At 74.0% G+C, this 18,853-nt stretch carries 19 protein-coding genes; 11 read left to right on the forward strand and 8 right to left on the reverse strand.

Translation table 11 applies throughout. The features are described 5' to 3' along the window. The first annotated feature begins 1 nt into the window (after position 1). Positions 2-328, forward strand: coding sequence for a PspC domain-containing protein (locus ACI78Z_RS09095; protein ID WP_457036202.1), 327 nt, complete (start codon positions 2-4; stop codon positions 326-328). Positions 329-419: 91 nt separating this feature from the next. Further along, a complete protein-coding gene (locus tag ACI78Z_RS09100) occupies positions 420-1,040 on the forward strand; it encodes a hypothetical protein (protein ID WP_457036203.1) in 621 nt (206 codons plus the stop codon). A 10-nt stretch (positions 1,041-1,050) separates the two neighbouring features. Here ACI78Z_RS09100 and ACI78Z_RS09105 read toward each other — a convergent pair whose 3' ends face one another. Then, entirely contained in the window at positions 1,051-1,383 is a 333-nt protein-coding gene (locus ACI78Z_RS09105) for an ANTAR domain-containing protein (RefSeq protein WP_457036204.1), read from the reverse strand. A 346-nt stretch (positions 1,384-1,729) separates the two neighbouring features. On the opposite strand from ACI78Z_RS09105, the gene ACI78Z_RS09110 reads away from it, so the two are divergent. After that, entirely contained in the window at positions 1,730-3,925 is a 2,196-nt protein-coding gene (locus ACI78Z_RS09110; protein ID WP_457036205.1) for a putative bifunctional diguanylate cyclase/phosphodiesterase, read from the forward strand. A 135-nt stretch (positions 3,926-4,060) separates the two neighbouring features. On the opposite strand, the gene ACI78Z_RS09115 is transcribed toward ACI78Z_RS09110, so the two are convergent. From ACI78Z_RS09115 to ACI78Z_RS09125, 3 genes are read right to left on the reverse strand one after another with little or no spacing between them, the layout of a single operon-like run. After that, positions 4,061-4,900, reverse strand: coding sequence for a succinate dehydrogenase/fumarate reductase iron-sulfur subunit (locus ACI78Z_RS09115; RefSeq protein ID WP_457036206.1), 840 nt, complete (start codon positions 4,898-4,900; stop codon positions 4,061-4,063). 22 nt (positions 4,901-4,922) lie between these two features. Then, positions 4,923-6,869, reverse strand: a complete 1,947-nt coding sequence (locus tag ACI78Z_RS09120; RefSeq protein WP_457036207.1) for a fumarate reductase/succinate dehydrogenase flavoprotein subunit — start codon at positions 6,867-6,869, stop codon at positions 4,923-4,925. Between the two features lie 9 nt (positions 6,870-6,878). Next, positions 6,879-7,583: a succinate dehydrogenase cytochrome b subunit gene (locus ACI78Z_RS09125; protein WP_457036208.1), complete on the reverse strand. Its 705-nt coding sequence runs from the start codon at positions 7,581-7,583 to the stop codon at positions 6,879-6,881. A gap of 171 nt (positions 7,584-7,754) precedes the next feature. Here ACI78Z_RS09125 and ACI78Z_RS09130 point away from each other — a divergent pair, with 171 nt between their 5' ends. Genes ACI78Z_RS09130 through ACI78Z_RS09140 form a run of 3 tightly spaced genes read left to right on the forward strand, consistent with a single transcriptional unit; the run spans position 7,755 to position 9,663 of the window. After that, on the forward strand, positions 7,755-8,363 hold the full coding sequence (locus tag ACI78Z_RS09130) for a sulfite oxidase-like oxidoreductase (protein WP_457036209.1): 609 nt from the start codon (positions 7,755-7,757) through the stop codon (positions 8,361-8,363). Positions 8,364-8,383: 20 nt separating this feature from the next. Beyond that, entirely contained in the window at positions 8,384-9,100 is a 717-nt protein-coding gene (locus ACI78Z_RS09135) for an FAD-binding oxidoreductase (protein WP_457036210.1), read from the forward strand. A 47-nt stretch (positions 9,101-9,147) separates the two neighbouring features. Next, positions 9,148-9,663 carry a GNAT family N-acetyltransferase gene (locus ACI78Z_RS09140; protein ID WP_457036211.1) on the forward strand — a complete coding sequence of 172 codons (516 nt, stop codon included), beginning with the start codon at positions 9,148-9,150 and terminating at the stop codon, positions 9,661-9,663. A gap of 61 nt (positions 9,664-9,724) precedes the next feature. Here ACI78Z_RS09140 and ACI78Z_RS09145 read toward each other — a convergent pair whose 3' ends face one another. Beyond that, positions 9,725-10,423, reverse strand: coding sequence for a monooxygenase (locus ACI78Z_RS09145; protein ID WP_457036212.1), 699 nt, complete (start codon positions 10,421-10,423; stop codon positions 9,725-9,727). A gap of 205 nt (positions 10,424-10,628) precedes the next feature. On the opposite strand from ACI78Z_RS09145, the gene ACI78Z_RS09150 reads away from it, so the two are divergent. After that, the gene (locus tag ACI78Z_RS09150) at positions 10,629-11,144 is read left to right on the forward strand and encodes an anthrone oxygenase family protein (protein ID WP_457036213.1); all 516 of its coding nucleotides are present in this window, start codon (positions 10,629-10,631) and stop codon (positions 11,142-11,144) included. Here the strand turns inward: ACI78Z_RS09150 and ACI78Z_RS09155 are convergent. Then, complete coding sequence (locus ACI78Z_RS09155; protein ID WP_457036214.1) at positions 11,108-11,653, reverse strand: DUF1990 family protein; 546 nt, start codon at positions 11,651-11,653, stop codon at positions 11,108-11,110. The genes ACI78Z_RS09150 and ACI78Z_RS09155 overlap by 37 nt on opposite strands. Positions 11,654-11,689: 36 nt before the next feature. Here ACI78Z_RS09155 and ACI78Z_RS09160 point away from each other — a divergent pair, with 36 nt between their 5' ends. The 4 genes from ACI78Z_RS09160 to ACI78Z_RS09175 all read left to right on the forward strand — a co-directional run bounded on the left by ACI78Z_RS09160 (position 11,690) and on the right by ACI78Z_RS09175 (position 17,618). Further along, positions 11,690-12,544 carry a HipA family kinase gene (locus ACI78Z_RS09160; RefSeq protein ID WP_457036215.1) on the forward strand — a complete coding sequence of 285 codons (855 nt, stop codon included), beginning with the start codon at positions 11,690-11,692 and terminating at the stop codon, positions 12,542-12,544. Next, positions 12,541-12,933 carry a DUF3037 domain-containing protein gene (locus tag ACI78Z_RS09165; protein WP_457036216.1) on the forward strand — a complete coding sequence of 131 codons (393 nt, stop codon included), beginning with the start codon at positions 12,541-12,543 and terminating at the stop codon, positions 12,931-12,933. Before ACI78Z_RS09160 ends, ACI78Z_RS09165 begins: the two co-directional genes overlap by 4 nt. A 132-nt stretch (positions 12,934-13,065) precedes the next feature. Then, complete coding sequence (locus ACI78Z_RS09170) at positions 13,066-15,240, forward strand: PhoX family protein (RefSeq protein WP_457036217.1); 2,175 nt, start codon at positions 13,066-13,068, stop codon at positions 15,238-15,240. A gap of 143 nt (positions 15,241-15,383) precedes the next feature. Then, the gene (locus ACI78Z_RS09175; protein ID WP_457036218.1) at positions 15,384-17,618 is read left to right on the forward strand and encodes a PhoX family protein; all 2,235 of its coding nucleotides are present in this window, start codon (positions 15,384-15,386) and stop codon (positions 17,616-17,618) included. Positions 17,619-17,685: 67 nt separating this feature from the next. Here ACI78Z_RS09175 and ACI78Z_RS09180 read toward each other — a convergent pair whose 3' ends face one another. After that, positions 17,686-17,988, reverse strand: a complete 303-nt coding sequence (locus ACI78Z_RS09180; RefSeq protein ID WP_457036219.1) for a 4a-hydroxytetrahydrobiopterin dehydratase — start codon at positions 17,986-17,988, stop codon at positions 17,686-17,688. A 76-nt stretch (positions 17,989-18,064) separates the two neighbouring features. Continuing rightward, complete coding sequence (locus ACI78Z_RS09185; protein WP_457036220.1) at positions 18,065-18,790, reverse strand: phosphoadenylyl-sulfate reductase; 726 nt, start codon at positions 18,788-18,790, stop codon at positions 18,065-18,067. Positions 18,791-18,853: the final 63 nt, after the last annotated feature.

Consider the following 18,853-nt stretch of genomic DNA (forward strand, 5'->3'; position numbering starts at 1 on the left):
CATGACCAACGCGATCCCGAACCAGCCCACCCCTCCGCCGGTCCGCCCGGAGCTGCGCCGCAGCGGCACCGACCGCTGGCTCGGCGGAGTCTGCGGCGGCCTCGCCGAGTACAGCGGCATCGACGCCGTGCTCTGGCGGGTCGGCGCCATCGGCCTCACCCTCGCCGGCGGCGCCGGTGTCGTCGTCTACCTGCTGCTGTGGGTCCTCCTGCCCTCCGCGCCGCTGCCCGCCGACCGCCGTCCCTCGGTGCTGGACGGGCTGGTCGACCGGCTGCACGCCGCCCTGGTCGGCACCCGGTCCGGCCCGGCGCCGACCGACCGTGTCTGAGGGCCCGGTGCCGTCGGGCCGCACCGACGGCGTCCCGATGGGCCACGATGGCGCTCCAGCCCCCACCGCCGACCAGCACGGGAGACCCGACGTGACCTACGCGCCCGGACCGCAGCAGCCCGCCTCGATGGTGGTGCCGGCCTTCTACGTCAAGCAGCGGATCACCGTGATGGTCAACCGCTACGAGGTCATCGGGATGAACCCCGACGGCTCCGAGGGGCCGCTGCTGGCGTTCGCCGAGCAGAAGCGGATGAAGCTCCGGGAGGAGGTCGTCTTCTACGCCGACCCCTCCCGGAGCCGCCCGGTCTTCAGCTTCAAGGCCCGGCAGCGGCTCGACGTCGCCGCCGAGCACGACGTCTTCGACGAGTACGGCAACCCGCTCGGGTACTTCCGCAAGCAGTTCGGCGCCAGCCTGCTGCGTTCGACCTGGGACCTGTCGGCCCCGGGCATCAACGCCGTCGGCCGGGAGCGCCGGCAGTCGATCGCGATCCTGCGCCGGGTCTGGGACTTCATCCCCTACCTCGGCGACGTGTGGGTGCCGTTCGTCTTCCACTTCGACTTCGTCGATACCGCGACCGGCGCGCCGGTGATGACCAGCGAGCGGCAGAAGGCGGTCCGGGACCGGTACACCGTCACGGTGCCCGACCCGCGGCTGGACTTCCGTGTCGCGGCGTCCATGGCCGTCGCGCTGGACGCGCTGCAGAGCCGCTGAGCGCCGGCGGTCAGTCCAGCGTGCCCTGGTAGATGACCTCCTCGGCCACCTCGCGCAGCTTCCGGTTGCGCGTGTTGCTGGCGTGACGCAGGCACTCGAGAGCGGCCTCGTCGGTGAGCCGGCGGGTGACCATGAGGATGCCGATGGCCATGCCGATCCGCCGGTTGCTCTCCAGCGCCGCCTGCAGGTTCTCCGAGTGCTCGCGGACGCTGTCCAGGTTGCGCTGCAGCCGGTCGACCTCGGCGCTGAGGGAGCGCACCGCGTCCCCGTGCCGCAGCCCCGGGTCCCGCGGGACGGGCGCTGCGGACACGTCGTGCCCCGGCGTCGGCGTGCCGGTCGTCATCGATCCCCCAGGACCAGTCGCCGCTCGTCGGCTCCCGTCGCCCGGTGCCGACTGTTCGACGCCCGACTGGGTCGCGGAGGAGCATAACCAGCCGGTCGCGTGGCGCCGCGGCACGGCTACGGCGTCCGTCATCGGGTGGAGTGGCAGCACATCGACGCCGCGTGACCGTTGCCCTCCGCCGGGTGAGGCAGGACCGGGCCTCGGGCCGGTGGGCTGAAGCCCCGCAGGCGGCTGGCCGATGCTGTCCCCGTGGTCCGGATGCTCACGCGCGCCGCGCGCCGCGCGCCGCGCACGCACCCGGCGGCCGGCCGACCGGTCGCTGCGGGGCGTCCGCGGGTGCGCTGCCGTGCTGGCGTCGGTCTACGTGCTGTCGCTGGCCGCCCACGGGCTGGGCGTCGACGGCGTCCTCGCCACCCTCGCCGTCGGCGGCAAGTGGGTGTTCATCGTCGGCCTGACCGGGCTGCTGGTCCTGCGGGCGGTCACCGTCCGCGAGGACCGGGGCGTCTGGCTGCTGTTCGCCGGCGCCGTGGGGTCCTACACCGTGGGCTCCCTGGGCTACGCCCTCGCCGACGCGGCGCCGGGCCCCGTCGTCCGGCCTGCCTGGTTCGACCTGGCCTTCGTCGGCTTCCACCCGCTGGCCTGCGCCGCGCTGTACCGCATGCTCCGCACACGGGTGCGGCGGCTGACCTCCAGCATGTGGCTCGACGCCGTCGTCACCGGGCTCACCGCCGCAGCCTTCGCGGCGGCCTTCGCCATCGGGGCTCATCTCCACACCGCACTGCGCGGCGCGGTGCTCATCGCCGTCTACCCGATCGCCGACCTGCTGCTGCTCGTGCTCATCGCCGGCGCCCTGGTCGTCATCGGCCGCGGGGCCGGGGCCGCGTGGTGGTGGCTCACCGCCGGGACGGCGCTGTTCGTGCTGACCGACACGCTGTACGCCTACCAGGTCGCGCACGGCACCTACGCCGTCGGCGGCCCGCTCGACATCGGCTGGGGGCTGGCCTTCCTCTGCTACGGCCTGGCCGCCTGCCGGGGGCCCCGGCCGCGGACCTCCGACGAGCTGCGCGGCGTCCGGGCGCTCGTCGTCCCGGGGCTGTGCGCGCTCGCCGCGCTGGTCCTGCTGCTGGTGGGCTACGCGGAGGAGGGCGACCCGGTGGCCGGGGGGCTGGCCTTCGCCGCCGTGGTGGCTGCCCTCGCCCGCGGCACGCTGACCTTCTCCGAGGTGCGGGCGCTCGCCGACAGCCGGCACCAGGCGCGGACCGACGAGCTCACCGGCCTGCCCAACCGCCGGCAGGTCTTCGAGTCCTTCCGCGCCGCCGACGCGCGGATGGCCGCCGGGGGCGCCACCGCGGTGCTCGTCCTGGACCTCGACCGGTTCAAGGAGATCAACGACTCCCTCGGCCACGGCGTCGGCGACGCCCTGCTCCGCGAGGTGGGGCCGCGGCTGGCGGCCCACCTGCGGTCCGGCGACCTGCTGGCCCGTCTGGGGGGCGACGAGTTCGTCGTCCTCGCCGCCGGCCTGGGGGACGACGGGGCGCTCGCCCTCGCGCAGCGGCTGTGCGCCACCCTCGAGCGACCCTTCCGGCTCGGCGGTCTGGAGCTCAGCGTGGACGCCAGCGTCGGCATCGCGCTCGGCCCGCGGCACTCCCGGCACGCCGAGGAGCTGCTGCAGATGGCCGACCTCGCGATGTACGCGGCCAAGGCCGGCCGCAGCGGCCCCGTCGTCTACGACGAGGCGCAGCACGGCTCCGGCCGGCACCGCCTCGAGGCGATCGCCCAGCTGCGCCGGGCCGTCGACGACGGCGAGCTGGTGCTGCACTACCAGCCCAAGCTCAGCCTGCCGACCGGCCGGGTCGACGGGGTCGAGGCGCTCGTGCGCTGGCAGCACCCCGAGCGCGGCCTGCTGTTCCCCGACGCGTTCATCGAGCTGGCCGAGTCCGCGGGGCTCATGGCCTCCCTGACCGGCCGGGTGCTCGACGCCGCCCTGGCCCAGCGGCGGGCGTGGGCCGACGGGGGCCGGGAGCTGGTCGTCGCGGTCAACGTCAGCCCGTCGAACCTGGTGGACGAGGGCTTCCCGGACGAGGTGGCCGGGCTGCTGGCCCGGCACGGGGTCCCGGCGTGCGCGCTGGTCCTCGAGGTGACCGAGAGCCTGCTGATGGCCGACCGGGAGCGCGCCGTCCGCGTGCTCGCCGGGCTGCGGGAGACCGGCGTCGGCGTCTCCATCGACGACTACGGCACCGGGTACTCCAGCCTGGCGTACCTGGCCAGCCTCCCGGTGACCGAGCTTAAGCTCGACCGCACGTTCGTCAGCGCGATGACCGGCAGCGCCCGGTCAGCGGTCATCGTGACCTCGACGCTGCAGCTCGCGCACGCCCTGGGCCTGGTCTTCGTCGCCGAGGGCGCGGAGGACCAGGCGACCGTCGACGCGCTCGCCGCGCTCGGCTGCGACGTCGTCCAGGGGCACCACCTCAGCCGCGCGCTGCCGCCCGGGCAGCTGGAGCGGTGGCTGCAGGCCAGGACGGCGGCGATCCCCGTCGGCTGAGGCGCGCCCCCGGCCCGCGCAGCGGGGCCGGCGCGGGTCGGCGCCGTCGGCCCGTCCCCCGACGCGCCGGAGGGCGGGGACCCGGGTCGCGGGTCCCCGCCCTCCGGCGGTCGTTCGGTGTGCTGGGGTCCTTCGTCAGCTCTTCGGCCGGGCGCCGGCGCGCAGCGCGCCGAGCAGGTCGTGGTTGAGCCGGGAGATGTTCTCCATCGAGATGCCCTTGGGGCAGGCCGCCGAGCACTCGCCGATGTTGGTGCAGCCGCCGAAGCCCTCGCGGTCCTGCTGGGCGACCATGTTGACCACCCGCTCGTTGCGCTCGGGCTGGCCCTGGGGCAGGAGGCCCAGGTGGCTGACCTTGGCCGCGGTGAACAGCATCGAGGAGGCGTTCGGGCAGGCCGCCACGCAGGCGCCGCAGCCGATGCAGGTGGCCGCGTCGAAGGCCGCGTCGGAGTCCTTCTTCGGCACCAGGATCGAGTGGGCCTCCGGCGCGGTGCCGGTGGGGGCGCTGATGTAGCCGCCGGACTGGATGATCCGGTCCAGGGCGCCGCGGTCGACCGACAGGTCCTTGATCACCGGGAACGCGGTGGCGCGCCACGGCTCGATGTCGATCGTGTCGCCGTCCTTGAACTTGCGCATGTGCAGCTGGCACGTGGTCGTGGGGACGTCGGACATCCCCCGGCCGTGCGCGGTGCCGTTGATCATCAGGCCGCAGCTGCCGCAGATGCCCTCGCGGCAGTCGTGGTCGAAGACGACCGGGTCGTCACCGGCGAGGATCAGCTTCTCGTTCAGGACGTCGAGCATCTCCAGGAACGACATGTCCGGGGAGATGTCCTCGACCTGGTAGGTCACCATGCGGCCCTTGTCGGCCGCGGACTTCTGGCGCCAGATGCGCAGCGTCAGCGTCATGCCGTGGGGGGCCATGGCGGGGTCGGTCGCCGTGCCGGACGCGAAGCTCGCGCCCTCACGTGTGGCTGTCACTCGTAGCTCCGCTGGGTCGTCGTCACTTGTAGCTGCGCTGGGCGAGGTGGACGTACTCGTACTCGAGGTCTTCCCGGTGCAGGACGGGGGGAGCGCCCTCCGGCGTCCACTCCCACGCGGCGACGTAGGCGAAGTTGTCGTCGTCGCGCAGCGCCTCCCCCTCGGGGGTCTGGCTCTCGGCCCGGAAGTGGCCGCCGCAGCTCTCGGCGCGGTGCAGGGCGTCCACGCACATGAGCTCGGCGAGCTCGATGAAGTCGGCCACCCGGCCGGCGTGCTCCAGCGTCGGGTTGATCGTGTCCGCGTCGCCGGAGACCTTGAGGTTGGTCCAGAACTCCTGGCGGATCTCCGGGATCCGGTCCAGGGCCTTGCGCAGGCTCTCCTCGGAGCGCTCCATGCCGCAGAGGTCCCACATGAGCCGGCCGAGCTCGCGGTGGAAGGAGGCCGGGGTGCGGTTGCCGTCGATGGACAGCAGCCTCTGCACCTGCGTCTGCGTGCTCTGCAGCGCCTCGGCGACGGCCGGGTGGCTGTCGTCCAGTGCCGGGAACGGGCCGTCGGCGAGGTAGTCGCCGATCGTGTTCGGCAGCACGAAGTAGCCGTCGGCCAGGCCCTGCATCAGCGCGCTGGCGCCCAGGCGGTTGGCGCCGTGGTCGGAGAAGTTGGCCTCGCCGATGACGAACAGGCCCGGGATCGTCGACTGCAGGTCGTAGTCGACCCACAGGCCGCCCATCGTGTAGTGGACCGCCGGGTAGATGCGCATCGGCGTCTCGTAGGGGTCCTCGCCCGTGATCTGGGCGTACATGTCGAAGAGGTTGCCGTACTTGGCCTCGATCGCCGGGCGGCCCAGCCGCTCCATGGCGTCGCCGAAGTCCAGGTAGACGCCGAGCCCGCCCGGGCCCACCCCGCGGCCCTCGTCGCAGACGTTCTTCGCCTGCCGCGAGGCGATGTCGCGGGGCACCAGGTTGCCGAACGAGGGGTAGATCCGCTCGAGGTAGTAGTCGCGCTCGGACTCGGGGATGTCCCGCGGGTCGCGGGTGTCGCCGCGCTCCTTGGGCACCCAGACCCGGCCGTCGTTGCGCAGCGACTCGCTCATCAGCGTGAGCTTGGACTGGTAGTCGCCCTTGACCGGGATGCAGGTCGGGTGGATCTGCGTGTAGCAGGGGTTGGCGAAGTACGCGCCCCGCTTGTGCGCCCGCCAGATCGCCGTCGCGTTGGAACCCTTGGCGTTGGTGGAGAGGTAGAAGACGTTGCTGTACCCGCCGGTGGCGAGGACGACGGCGTCGGCGAAGTGGGTGCTGACCTCGCCGGTGATGAGGTTGCGCGCCACGATGCCGCGGGCGCGGCCGTCGACGACGATCAGGTCCAGCATCTCGTGCCGGGCGTGCTGCTCGACCGTGCCGGCCGCCATCTGCCGCTCCAGCGCCTGGTAGGCGCCGTAGAGCAGCTGCTGGCCCGTCTGGCCGCGGGCGTAGAAGGTGCGCGACACCTGCGCGCCGCCGAAGGAGCGGTTGTCCAGCAGGCCGCCGTACTCGCGGGCGAACGGCACGCCCTGGGCGACGCACTGGTCGATGATGTTGACGCTGACCTCGGCCAGGCGGTGGACGTTGTTCTCCCGCGAGCGGAAGTCGCCGCCCTTGACCGTGTCGTAGAACAGCCGGTGCACGCTGTCGCCGTCGTTGCGGTAGTTCTTCGCGGCGTTGATGCCGCCCTGCGCCGCGACGCTGTGCGCCCGGCGGGGGCTGTCGTGGAACCAGAAGGACTGGACCCGGTAGCCGGCCTCACCCAGCGTCGCGGCCGCCGAGCCGCCGGCCAGGCCGGTGCCGACGACGATCACGGTCCGCTTGCGGCGGTTGGCGGGGTTGACCAGGCGGGCCCGGAACCGGCGGGTGCTCCACCGCTCGGCGATCGGGACGTCGGTCGGCGCCTTGGTGTCGGCGATCGGGTCGCCGACGGTGAAGAGGTCGAGAGGCATGGGAGCTCCTTAGTCCACGAGCCCGAGGAGGACGCTGAAGGGGACGAGCAGGAACCCGCCGATCAGCACCACGGAGAAGACCAGGGCGAAGAGGTTGACCGTCTTCTCCCGGCGCTTGTTGCTCTGCCCCAGCGTCTGCGTGGCGCTCCAGATGCCGTGTCGCAGGTGCATGCCGAGCAGGACCAGGGCGATCACGTAGACCGCCGTGATGAACGGGTTGGAGAAGCCGGCGACCAGGCGGTCGTAGGGCGTGCTGCCGGGGCCCTCGGGGTTCGCCACGCCCATCGTGAGGTCGAGGATGTGGTAGACGACGAACAGGCCGACGATCACGCCGCCCCAGCGCATGGTCCGCGAGGCGTAGCTCTGGGCCACCGCCTTCTTGGTGACGTAGCCGTTCGGCCGCGCCCGCTTGGCCTGCCGCCAGAGCGCGATGGCCGCCCAGATGTGGGCGATCACGGCGACCAGCAGCACGATGCGGATGATGGTGAGGGTCGTCTGCGCGGGGACCGCGGGCTCACCGATCGTGCGGATCCAGTGGGAGTAGCTGTTGAAGGACTCGCGGCCCGCGAAGACCTTCAGGTTCCCGATCATGTGCGCGATCAGGTACAGCACCAGGATGATGCCGCTGACCGCCATCACGACCTTCTTGAAGACCGAACTCGTCTTCGCGGCCTTGGGCGCTCTGCGCTGGCCGGGTTGCGTCGTCGCCGTCACCACAGCCACCGAAGGTAGGCCTCCCCGAGGTTTGCGACCAAGTGAACGCGGGGTGACTCAGCTCTCGTAAGGGTGCCCTTACCGGTCGGAGCGGTTATGGTGCGCGCCCGCGTGGGCGGCGCGACACCCTCCGCGGGGTTGGGGGGCGCCCCGGTGGGGGAGGAGCACGGCATGGCTGGACCCACACGAGGATTCCTCGGCCGGCGCCGCGAGCGCGACCCGCGGCTGCCCCCCGGGCAGTACGACGTCGGTCGTGACTGGCCGGTTCTGACCGCCGAGCCGACGCCGCGGATCACGCCCGAGACGTGGAGCATCACCGTCGACGGCCGGGTGGAGACCCCGACGACGTGGACCTGGGACGAGGCCCACCGGCTGCCCCGCTCGGAGTTCCGCGGCGACATTCACTGCGTCACCACGTGGTCGAAGTTCGACACCTGGTTCGCCGGGGTCAGCGTCGACACCCTGTTCGAGGCGGCCCGCCCGACGCCCGAGGCGCAGTTCGTCGTCGCGACGTCGAAGACCGGCTACACCACCAACCTGCCGCTCGAGGACGTCACCGGGGGGAAGGCGTGGGTGGTCTGGGAGTACGACGGCGGGCCGCTGCCGGTCGAGCACGGCGGCCCGGTGCGGCTGCTCGTGCCGCACCTCTACTTCTGGAAGAGCGCCAAGTGGGTCACCCGGCTGACCCTCCTGCAGCGCGACCAGCCCGGGTTCTGGGAGCAGAACGGCTACCACGACCGCGGGGACCCCTGGCGCGAGCAGCGGTACCAGGGTGACTGAGCGGTGGTGACCGAGCTGTGGTGACCGAGCTGCCCCACCGGCCCCTGGCGCCCAGCGGCGGCTGGCGGACGGCGACCGTGACCGACGTGCGGCACCCCGTCGAGGACGCCGTCCAGCTGCGGCTCGACGTCGCCGACCGGGTGCCGCACCTGGCCGGCCAGCACTACGTCGTCCGGCTGACCGCCGAGGACGGCTACCGCGCCCAGCGGTCCTACTCGGTGGCCTCCCCGCCGGGGGACCCGCAGGTCGAGCTGTTCGTCGAGCGCCTGGCCGACGGCGAGGTCTCCCCCCACCTCGCCGACGTCGTCGAGCCCGGCGACGAGCTCGAGGTGCGCGGGCCGATCGGCGGCTGGTTCGTGTGGGACGGCGAGCGGCCGGCGCTGCTGGTCGGCGGCGGCACCGGCGTCGTCCCGCTGGTGGCCATGCTGCGCACCGCCCGCGAGCTCGGCCGCACCGACCTGCTGCGGATCGCCGTCTCCACCCGCACCCTCGCCGAGCTGCCGTACGCCGACGAGCTGCTGGCAGCCGGTGCCCTGGTGGTCACCACCCGCGAGCCGCGCGGCGCCCGGAGTGCCGGCCGGCTCACCGCCGCCGACCTCGTGCCGCTGTGGGAGCCGGGCCGGACCGGCTACGTGTGCGGGTCGGCCGGGTTCGCCGAGGCCGCCAGCCAGCTGCTGCTGGAGCTGGGGACCCCGGCGACCGACGTCCGGATCGAGCGCTTCGGCCCCAGCGGGTGAGCCCGGCCGACGTGGGACAGCAGCGGGCGCCCCGGGAGGATGGGGCCGTGCACACCGAGGTCAGCGCGGTCGAGGCCGTCGACGACGGGCTGCGGGCCCAGCTGCTCGCCTGCTGGACCGACGTGACCAACGCCGGCGGGTCCGTCGGCTTCGTCCCGCCGGTGACGCAGGCCCAGCTCGCGCCCTACCTGGACGCGGTCGTCGAGCGGGTGCGCCAGGGGCGCGAGGTGATCGCCCTGCTGCGGGTGGACGGCGAGGTCGCCGGGTTCGCCGTGCTGTCCCTGTCGGTGAGCCCGCTGCGGCGGCACTGGGCCACGGTGCTGCGCGTGCAGGTGCGCCCCGAGCAGCAGGGCCGGGGCCTCGGCCGGGTGCTGATGGCCGGCGTGCACGACATCGCCCGTGCGCGGGGACTGGAGTTCCTGCACCTCACCGCGCGGGGCGGCACCGGCCTGGAGGCGTTCTACGCCCGGCTCGGGTACCGCGAGTTCGGCCGGATGCCGGGGGCGATCCGGGTGGCTCCGGGCGACGACCGCGACGAGCTGCACCTGACCTGCCGGCTGTAGGAAGAGCACCCCGTCCTCCCCACCCCTCGCACGCTCGGGGCGGTGCCCTGGACGGGGCCGGTCAGGTGAGCGGGTCGCGGCCGCCCACGGTGCCCTCGGCCGACAGCAGCGCCAGGCGGGCGAACAGCTCCTCGGCGTACCAGCCCTCCTGTGCCGTCCGGGTGACCACGGCGGCGTGCGGGGCTCGGTCGTAGGCGAACGAGTTCAGCGCGGCCCCGGAGTCCCACACGCTGAAGGTGCCCTGCAGCCCGAGCGGCGCCTCGCCGATGCCCAGGGCCAGGCGCAGCCCCGGGCTCTCGTGCAGGTCGGCCGAGACCGGCGGGACGGCGCGCCAGAACGTCACCGCCTTGCGCGGGGTCAGCCGGGCGCGGGTGACCGCGGCGACCGGGCCGTCCCAACGCTGCGGCCAGGGCCGGCCGAACGGCTCCTCCCGTGACCACCGGCCGCGGGCGGCGAGCGGCCGCATCCGGGCGCTCCACTGCTCCTCGGCGATCCGCTGCCACCCGCGCACGACCTCCCCCGTCTCGAAGGCGGCGGCCGACCGCTCGTCGTCCCACACGGCCAGCAGCGCCCAGCGGCGGGGGTCGGCGTCGCGCACGGTGAAGGTCCGCCCGCTGCCGGTGCCCAGCAGCTTGGCGAACCGCAGCCCGGGGGTGCGGCGCAGCGGACGCCGGCCGGCCGCCATCCGCAGCAGCGCGGCGGGCACCGACCGGCCGGGCACGCCCCAGACGTGCAGGGTCGCCAGCCGTCGTGTGGTCACGGGCCGATCCTCCCCGGCGGAGGCAGGCCGCGCCGCGGGCCCCGGCACTCTCCCGGGCACTGCCCGCCCTACGGGTGGGGGAGGACCCGTACCCCGCCGTCCCGACCGGCTGGGCAGTGGCGCTCGCGCGGGCGGGTGCCGGATCCGGCCCGGAGGGCGGCGGCGCTGGCTAGGCTGCCGTCGGCACGACCGAGGAGGGGCCTCCATGGGATCGCTGCAGCACACCCCGGCCGGACGTGCCCGGCCGCTCGCGCTCCTCACCGCGGTGCTCGTCGGCCTCCTCGCCGGGGGGATGGTCCTGATCGAGGTGGTGCTCCTGCCGTTCTGGCGCAGCGTCCCGCCGGAGGAGTTCCGCCGCTGGTTCACGGCGAACGCGCCCCGCATCCGCGCGCTCATGGTGCCGCTGGGGGCCGGCGCCGCGACGGCCGGCGTCGCCGCGGCGGTCGCGGAGGCGTCCGCCTCCCGCCGTCCCGGCCCGGCCTCGCTCGCGGCCGCAGCCACGGTGGGGGTCGTGACCGTCACCGTCACGGTGAACGAGCCGGCCAACGCCCGGTTCACCGGAGGGACGCTGACCGATGCCGAGACCAGGGACCTGCTGGGCACCTGGGCGCGCTGGCACCACCTCCGCGTCGCCCTCGGGATCCTCGCCACCGTGGCCGCGGCGTCGGCCCTCGGCGGGCGGCCTCAGCCGCGGGCGGCCCGGCGGATGGTGGTCAGGTAGCGCGCGGTCGCCAGCCGCTGGACCAGCGTGCTCGCCGGCCCGCCGAGGCGCGCCAGCGGCGAGGCCAGCCGGGCGAACACCCGCAGCGTGAAGACGACGTCCCCGCCGGGCTCCAGCCGGACGACGAACGCCTCCTCGCCGCTCTCCGGGTGGCCCGGCAGCGTGCCGTAGGCGAAGCCGCGCTCGTCGCCGGTCGGCTGCGCCCACACCACCCGGCAGGGGATGTCGTAGCCCAGCCGTGGCAGCCCCGCCGTGAGGACGACGACGGTCCCCGGCTCGCTCGCCGGCCCGGTGGCGCGCACCCGCAGGCCCACGCCGCGCTGCATCCGCCAGTCGAACACCGCTGCCGCGGCCCGCTCGAGGTCCGCCGTCCCGGAGCCGACGACGACCGAGCGCTCCACGGTGTCGTAGCCGGCGGGCAGCTCGGCGTCCCGCGTGGCCCCCACCTCGGCGTAGGTGAACGGGACACCGGCGAGGGCGGCGGGGTCGGTCGCACGGAGGAGGCCCACGTCGCCAGTCTGCCCGCCGGTAGTGTCGCGGCCACTGTGCTGCCCGCCGTCACCGCCACCCGCTACGTGACCCCCCTGCGCGAGGGTGGCTCGCTCCCCGGCCTGATGGAGGCCGACGACCTGGGCACCTACGTGGTCAAGTGGCGGGCCGCCGGGCAGGGCGTGAAGGTGCTGGTCGCCGAGGTGGTCTGCGGTGAGCTGGCCCGGGCGCTGTCGCTGCCGGTGCCCGCGCTGGTCACCGTCGACGTGGCGCCGGAGCTGGCGGTGGGGGAGCCCGACGTCGAGGTGCAGGAGCTGCTGCAGCGCTCGGCCGGGGTCAACCTCGGGCTGGACTACCTGCCCGGAGCGCTGGACTTCGAGGCCGGCGTCGCCGAGGTGGACGCCGAGCTGGCCGGCCGGGTGCTCTGGTTCGACGCCCTCGTGGGCAACGTCGACCGCTCCTGGCGCAACCCCAACATGCTGTTCTGGCACGGCCGGCTGCAGCTGATCGACCACGGGGCCACGCTGACCTTCCACCACAACTGGCCCGGTGCCCCGGCCGCGGTGACCCGGCCCTACGACGCCGCCCAGCACGCGCTGGTGGAGTGCTCGCCCGACGTGCGGGCCGCCGACGCCGCCCTCGGCGGGCGGGTCACCCGGCCGCTGCTCGAGGAGGTCCTGCGCCAGGTGCCCGACGACTGGCTGGAAGGCCCGTCGGCGGACGACGCCCCCGACGACGTCCGCGGGCGCTACGTCGACCAGTTGCGGGCCCGGCTGGCCGCCCGCGACGCCTGGCTGCCGCCGCTGGTGGCCCTCGCGGCCGAGGGCGGGGCCCGCCGGAAGGCCCCGCGCGGGGAGAACCGGCCGGCGTGGCTGGGCCCCCCGCCGCCGGAGGGGGTCACCCAACGGTGAGCCGGGACACCTTCGAGTACGCCGTCCTGCGGGTGGTGCCGCGGGTGGAGCGCGGGGAGTCGCTGAACGCCGGTGTCCTCGTGTACTGCCGGCAGCGGGACTACCTCGGCTCACGGGTGCACCTGGACGCCGACCGGCTGCACGCCCTCGACCCGACCGCCGACGCCGACGCCATCCGGCGGGCGCTGCAGGCCGCGGCCGACGTGTGTGCCGCGGACCCCGCCTCGGGCGCGGCCGGCCGGGAGGCGCTGGGCTCGCGGTTCCGCTGGCTCACCGCGCCGCGCAGCACCGTCGTCCAGGCCGGGCCCGTGCACACCGGGCTGACCGACGACCCCGACGCCGAGGCCGACCGGCTGCTGCGGCTGCTCGTCCTCCCCGTCGAGGCCTGAGGGGCACCTACCCCGCCGCGGTGAACGGCAGGTGACCTGCGGCTTCACGCGCAGGTCCACCGCCGGCCACACCCGGGTCGCTTCGGCTACCTAGCGTCGCGCGCGCCCCGCCCGCTCGAACCGAGGGACCCGATGCTGGACACCCCGAACTCCCCCCGTCGCGCGCTGCTGCCGTTCCTGGACCGCAAGCGGCACGGCAGCCGCAGCCACACCACCTGCTTCTACAAGTGCGGGAACGCCTGCGACTCCGCGATCCCCAACCAGACGGACCACCCGACGTTCGCCGACGTCGTCCAGACCGCGTTCAGCCGCCGCAGCGTGCTCAAGGCCGCCGGCGCGAGCGCGCTGGTCGTCGTCGCCGGACCGGTCGGCGCGGCCGCCGCGGGCGACCGGACCCGCCCCGGCCGCCCCGGGAGTGGTGGCACCGGCGGGGCGCTGACCTTCGCGCCCGTCGAGCAGAACCTCGAGGACGAACTCGTCACCGCCGCGGGCTACCGGTACTCGGTCGTCATGCGCTGGGGCGACCCGGTCGAGCGCGGCGCCCGCGACTTCGACGTCGACCGGCAGAGCCCGGACGCGCAGGCGACGCAGTTCGGCTACAACTGCGACTACATCGGCTTCCTGCCGCTGGACGGCGACCAGCGGGCCCTCCTGGTGGTGAACCACGAGTACACCAACGAGGAGCTGATGTTCTCCGGCTTCACCAGCCTCGAGGCGCTCACGCCGGACCAGAAGCGGATCGCGATGATGGCCCACGGCATCTCGGTCGTGGAGGTGCAGCGCGCGGGCACGGGCGGCGAGTGGCGTCCGGTGCGCACCGGACACCGCAACCGCCGGATCACCACGTCGACGCCGATGGAGCTCACCGGCCCGGCGGCTGGCTCGGAGTACCTGCGCACGACGGCCGACCCCTCCGGGCGCCGCGTGCTCGGCACGCTGAACAACTGCGCTGGCGGCATGACCCCGTGGGGCACCACGCTGCACGGCGAGGAGAACTTCAACCAGTACTTCGGCGCCACGGGGCCGGTGACCGACCCCGAGGGCCGGTACAAGCGCTACGGGATCGGCACGACCGGACCGGCCAGCCGCCGCTGGGAGACCGTCGACCCGCGGTTCGACCTGGCCCAGGAGCCCAACGAGGCGAACCGGTTCGGCTGGGTCGTCGAGGTCGACCCGTACGACCCGCGGTCGACGCCGAAGAAGCGCACCGCGCTGGGCCGGTTCAAGCACGAGGGCGCCAACGTGCGGATCGCCGAGGACGGCCGGGTCGTCGCCTACTCCGGCGACGACGAGCGGTTCGACTACATCTACAAGTTCGTCTCGCGGAAGGAGTACCGGGAGGGCCCCGACAAGGCCACGCGGGCGCACAACCTGACGCTCCTGGACGACGGCGACCTCTACGTCGCCCGCTTCACCGGCGACTCGCCGGCCGTCGAGATCGACGGCAGCGGGCGGCTGCCCTCCGACGGGGAGTTCGACGGCACCGGCCGCTGGATCCCGCTGGTCGTGGACGGGCAGTCGAAGGTCCCGGGCCGCGACGTCGCCTGGGTGCTGACCTTCACCCGGCTGGCCGCCGACGAGGTCGGCACGGCCGACGCCTCGCTCGCGCCCACCCGGATGGACCGCCCCGAGGACATCCAGGTCAACCCCGCCAACGGCCGGGTGTACGCCGCGCTGACCAACAACTCCAACCGGACGACGGGAGCCGACGAGGCGAACCCGCTGACGGGGTCCTGGGCGTTCAACTCGGACACGGGCGTCTACGAGCTGCGCACGGGCAACCGCAACGGCCACGTGATCGAGTGGGAGGAGACCGACGGGATCGCCGGGCAGACGTTCGCCTGGCGGGTCTTCCTCGTCTGCGGCGACCCGGAGAAGCCCGAGACGTACTTCGCCGGTTTCGACAAGTCGAGGGTCAGCGCGATCTCCTGCCCGGACAACCTGGAGTTCGACCCGGCGGGCAACCTGTGGATCTCCACCGACGGCACCGCGCTCTCCCGGGTCAACCAGCAGTCGGGCACCGCGGCGGGGACGAACGACGGGCTGTTCGCCGTCCCCACCGAGGGCCGCGAGCGCGGCTTCGTCAAGGCGTTCCTGACCGTGCCGATCGGTGCCGAGTGCAGCGGCCCGATGATCACCACCGACGCCCGCTCGGTGTTCGTCGCGGTGCAGCACCCCGGTGAGCTGGACGGCTCGACGCGGGACGACCCGGCCAGCACCTGGCCGGACCGCCTCCAGCAGCGGCCGTTCCCGCGGCCCAGCGTGGCGGTCGTGTACCGGGAGGACGGCGGCCGCGTCGGCAGCTGATCAGGACCGCTCTGCCCCGGCCCTTCGCGAGCGCGCGATGGGCCCCGCAGGGCGGCCGACGGGGCCGGCGCCCGCGCTCTGCGGGCGTCGGCCCGGCCCACTAGCGTCCGGGCATCGACGTCCACCAGAGCCGAGGGACCCCGATGACGGAGCCGTCCACCCCCCGCCGCCGCCTCTTCCTGCCCCTCCTGCACTCGGTCCGCCACGGCAGTCGCAGCCACGCGACCTGCTACTACAAGTGCGGCAACGCCTGCGACGCGGCCGTGCCGAACCGGACCGACAACCCCACGTTCGAGTCCGTCGTCCAAACGGTCATCAGCCGGCGTGCCCTGCTCAAGGTGGCCGGGACGGGGGCCCTGGTCGTGGCGGCGACCCCGCTGTTCCCGGAACCGACGGCGGCCACGCCGGGACGCCAGGGGACGACCGGGGACGGCGCCCTCACCTTCCAGCCGGTCGAGCAGAACTTCCTCGACGAGCTCGTCGTCGCCGCCGGGTACCGCTCGGCCGTCGTGATCCGCTGGGGCGACCCGGTCGAGGAGGGCGCGCCGGACTTCGACGTCGAGGCCCAGACCGCCGAGGCCCAGGCCACGCAGTTCGGCTACAACTGCGACTTCATCGGCTTCCTGCCGCTCGGACGCCGGCGCGCACTGCTCGTGGTCAACCACGAGTACACCAACGAGCAGCTGATGTTCTCGGGCGTCCCCGAGGAGGAGGCGCCCACCACCGACGAGCAGAAGCGCGTCGCGATGATGGCCCACGGCATCTCCGTGGTGCAGATCGAGCGGCAGGGCGACTCGGGCGTGTGGCTGCCGACCCCCGAGCGCGACCGCAACCGCCGGATCACCGCCGCGACGCCCTTCCGGGTCACCGGTCCCGCCGCGGGGTCGGAGTACCTGCGGACGACCGCCGACCCGGAGGGCCGCACCGTCCTGGGCACGCTCAACAACTGCGCCGGCGGCATCACCCCCTGGGGCACCACGCTGCACGGCGAGGAGAACTTCAACCAGTACTTCGGGACGTCGGTCCCCATTCCCGAGGACCCGCGGGAGCCCCGTCTGGGGCGCTACAGCGTCAGCGCCGAGGACGCTGCCGGCCGGCGGTGGGAGGCCGTCGACCCGCGGTTCGACCTGGCCCAGGAGCCCAACGAGGTCAACCGCTTCGGCTGGATCGTCGAGGTCGACCCCCACGACCCCACGTCGACCCCGCGCAAGCACACCGCGCTGGGGCGCTTCAAGCACGAGGGCGCCAACGTCCGCATCGCCGAGGACGGCCGGGTCGTCGCCTACTCCGGCGACGACGAGCGGTTCGACTACATCTACAAGTTCGTGTCGAAGGGGACGTACCGGGAGGGGGACGGCTGCGAGGCCCGGGCGCACAACATGACGCTGCTCGAGGAGGGTGACCTCTACGTCGCCCACTTCTCCGGTGACTCGCCGGCGGCCGAGATCGACGGCAGCGGCACCCTGCCCGGCGACGGGGAGTTCGACGGCACCGGCACCTGGGTCCCGCTGGTCAAGGACGGCCGCTCGATGATCCCCGGCAAGGACGTCGCCTGGGTCCTGACCTTCACCCGGCTGGCCGCCGACCGCGTGGGCAAGCAGCTGGACGCCGACGGGGACTTCCCCGACCCGGCCAACCCGGTGGTGGTCGACCCCGGGCAGGTGGCCACGAAGATGGACCGGCCCGAGGACATCCAGGTCAACCCGGTCAACGGGCGCGTCTACGCGGCCCTCACGAACAACTCGAACCGGACCGGCCAGGACGGCCGGCCCGGGGCGGACGAGGCGAACCCGGTGAGCCGGTCGTTCGCCTTCGACCCCGAGGACGGCACCTACGAGGAGCGCCCGGGCAACCGCAACGGCCACGTCATCGAGTGGGAGGAGACCGGCTCGATCGCCGGGGACACCTTCGCCTGGCGGGTCTTCATCCTGGCCGGCAACCCGGAGGACCCCGGGACGTACTTCGCCGGCTATGACAAGTCGCAGGTCAGTGCGATGTCCTGCCCGGACAACCTGGAGTTCGACCCGGCCGGGAACCTGTGGATCTCCACGGACGGCACCGTGCTGTCCACCCGCAACCAGGAGGCGGGCACCATCGGGGGGACCAACGACGGGCTCTTCGCCGTCCCGACCGAGGGGCCCGAGCGCGGGCACCTCAAGGCGTTCCTGACCGTGCCGATCGGTGCCGAGTGCAGCGGCCCGATGATCCCCCGGGACGGACGGTCGGTGTTCGTGTCGGTGCAGCACCCGGGGGAGACCACCGGCTCGACGCGGGACACCCCGTCGAGCACCTGGCCCGACCGGCTGCCCGAGCGGCCGTTCCCGAGGCCCAGCGTGGTGGTGGTGGCCCGCGAGGACGGCGGCCGCATCGGCAGCTGAGCACCGGGTCGGCGATTTCCGCGGAAACCGACGCCTGACGGCCGGCGGTTTCCGGGGAAACCGCCGGTCAGGCCGGGAACAGGGCGTCGATCCGGCGGGCCAGCTCGACGTCGAGCTCGGTGACCCCGCCCGCGGAGTGGGTGACCAGCGTCAGGTGGAGGGTGCGCCAGCGCAGGTCGACGTCGGGGTGGTGGTCCATCTGCTCGGCGACGAACGCGATCCGCACGAGCGCGGCGACGGCGTCCGGGAACCCGGGTAGCTGGACGGCGCGCCGGATGCCCGCGCCGTCCCCTGACCACGACGTCAGCCCGGACAGCGCGGCGGCGAGTTCGTCGGCGGAGAGGCGGGGCGGTCGCGGCACGGCGGTCATCCTGCCGCGTTCGACGGCGTCGTCCCAGCTCCCCGCGGCGCGCGGAGCGCGTCGCGGGGTGGCACGAGGTCCTTCATCAGAGGTGCAGGCCGCACTCGGTCTTGCCGCGGCCTGCCCAGCGACCGGCGCGCGGGTCCTCGCCGGGCGCCACCGGGCGGGTGCACGGCGCGCAGCCGATGGAGGCGTAGCCGATCTCCTGCAGCGGGTTGACCGGCACCTGGTGCTCGGCGATGTAGGCGTCGACGTGCTCCTGCGTCCACGCGGCCAGCGGGTTGACCTTCACCATGCCGCGCTTGGCGTCCCAGTCGACGACCTTCGTGCCGGCGCGGGTGGGCGACTCGTCGCGGCGGACGCCCGAGCCCCAGGCCACGTAGCCGGACAGCGCCTCGGCCAGCGGCTGCACCTTGCGCAGCGAGCAGCACAGGTCGGGGTCGCGTTGGTGCAGCTCGGCGCCGTGCTCGGCGTCCTGCTCGGCGACGGTCTGCTCGGGCCGCACGTTGACCAGCGTGATCGGCATGACCCCGCTGATCCAGTCGCGGGTGCCGATGGTCTCGGCGAAGTGGTAGCCGGTGTCGAGGAAGACGACGTTGACGCCGGGAACCGCCCGCGACGCCAGGTGCGCGAGCAGGCCGTCGGCCATGGAGGAGGTGACCGCGAAGTCGTCCCCGAAGGTCTCGCCGGCCCAGCGCAGGACGGCGAGCGCCTGCTCGACGGGGTCGGCGATGCCCTCGAAGCGGGCGTCGGCCGCGGCTGCCACCTCCGGAGTGGCGAGCTCCGGCGTGGGCCGGACGGCGGTCGTCATGGCTGGTGCACTCCTGTCCCGGTGAGCCGGACGGTGAAGGTCCGCAGGCAAGCGGCGCAGTGC

The sequence above is a fragment of the Geodermatophilus sp. SYSU D01176 genome (assembly GCF_054050015.1).

Bases quoted from the DNA above. Each gene is read 5' to 3' on its own strand.
- ACI78Z_RS09150 (WP_457036213.1), top strand. From the start codon at position 10,629: ATGGGATCGCTGCAGCACACCCCGGCCGGACGTGCCCGGCCGCTCGCG.
- ACI78Z_RS09170 (WP_457036217.1), top strand. From the start codon at position 13,066: ATGCTGGACACCCCGAACTCCCCCCGTCGCGCGCTGCTGCCGTTCCTG.
- ACI78Z_RS09185 (WP_457036220.1), bottom strand. From the start codon at position 18,790: ATGACGACCGCCGTCCGGCCCACGCCGGAGCTCGCCACTCCGGAGGTG.
- ACI78Z_RS09130 (WP_457036209.1), top strand. From the start codon at position 7,755: ATGGCTGGACCCACACGAGGATTCCTCGGCCGGCGCCGCGAGCGCGAC.
- ACI78Z_RS09180 (WP_457036219.1), bottom strand. From the start codon at position 17,988: ATGACCGCCGTGCCGCGACCGCCCCGCCTCTCCGCCGACGAACTCGCC.
- ACI78Z_RS09175 (WP_457036218.1), top strand. From the start codon at position 15,384: ATGACGGAGCCGTCCACCCCCCGCCGCCGCCTCTTCCTGCCCCTCCTG.
- ACI78Z_RS09095 (WP_457036202.1), top strand. From the start codon at position 2: ATGACCAACGCGATCCCGAACCAGCCCACCCCTCCGCCGGTCCGCCCG.
- ACI78Z_RS09120 (WP_457036207.1), bottom strand. From the start codon at position 6,869: ATGCCTCTCGACCTCTTCACCGTCGGCGACCCGATCGCCGACACCAAG.
- ACI78Z_RS09105 (WP_457036204.1), bottom strand. From the start codon at position 1,383: ATGACGACCGGCACGCCGACGCCGGGGCACGACGTGTCCGCAGCGCCC.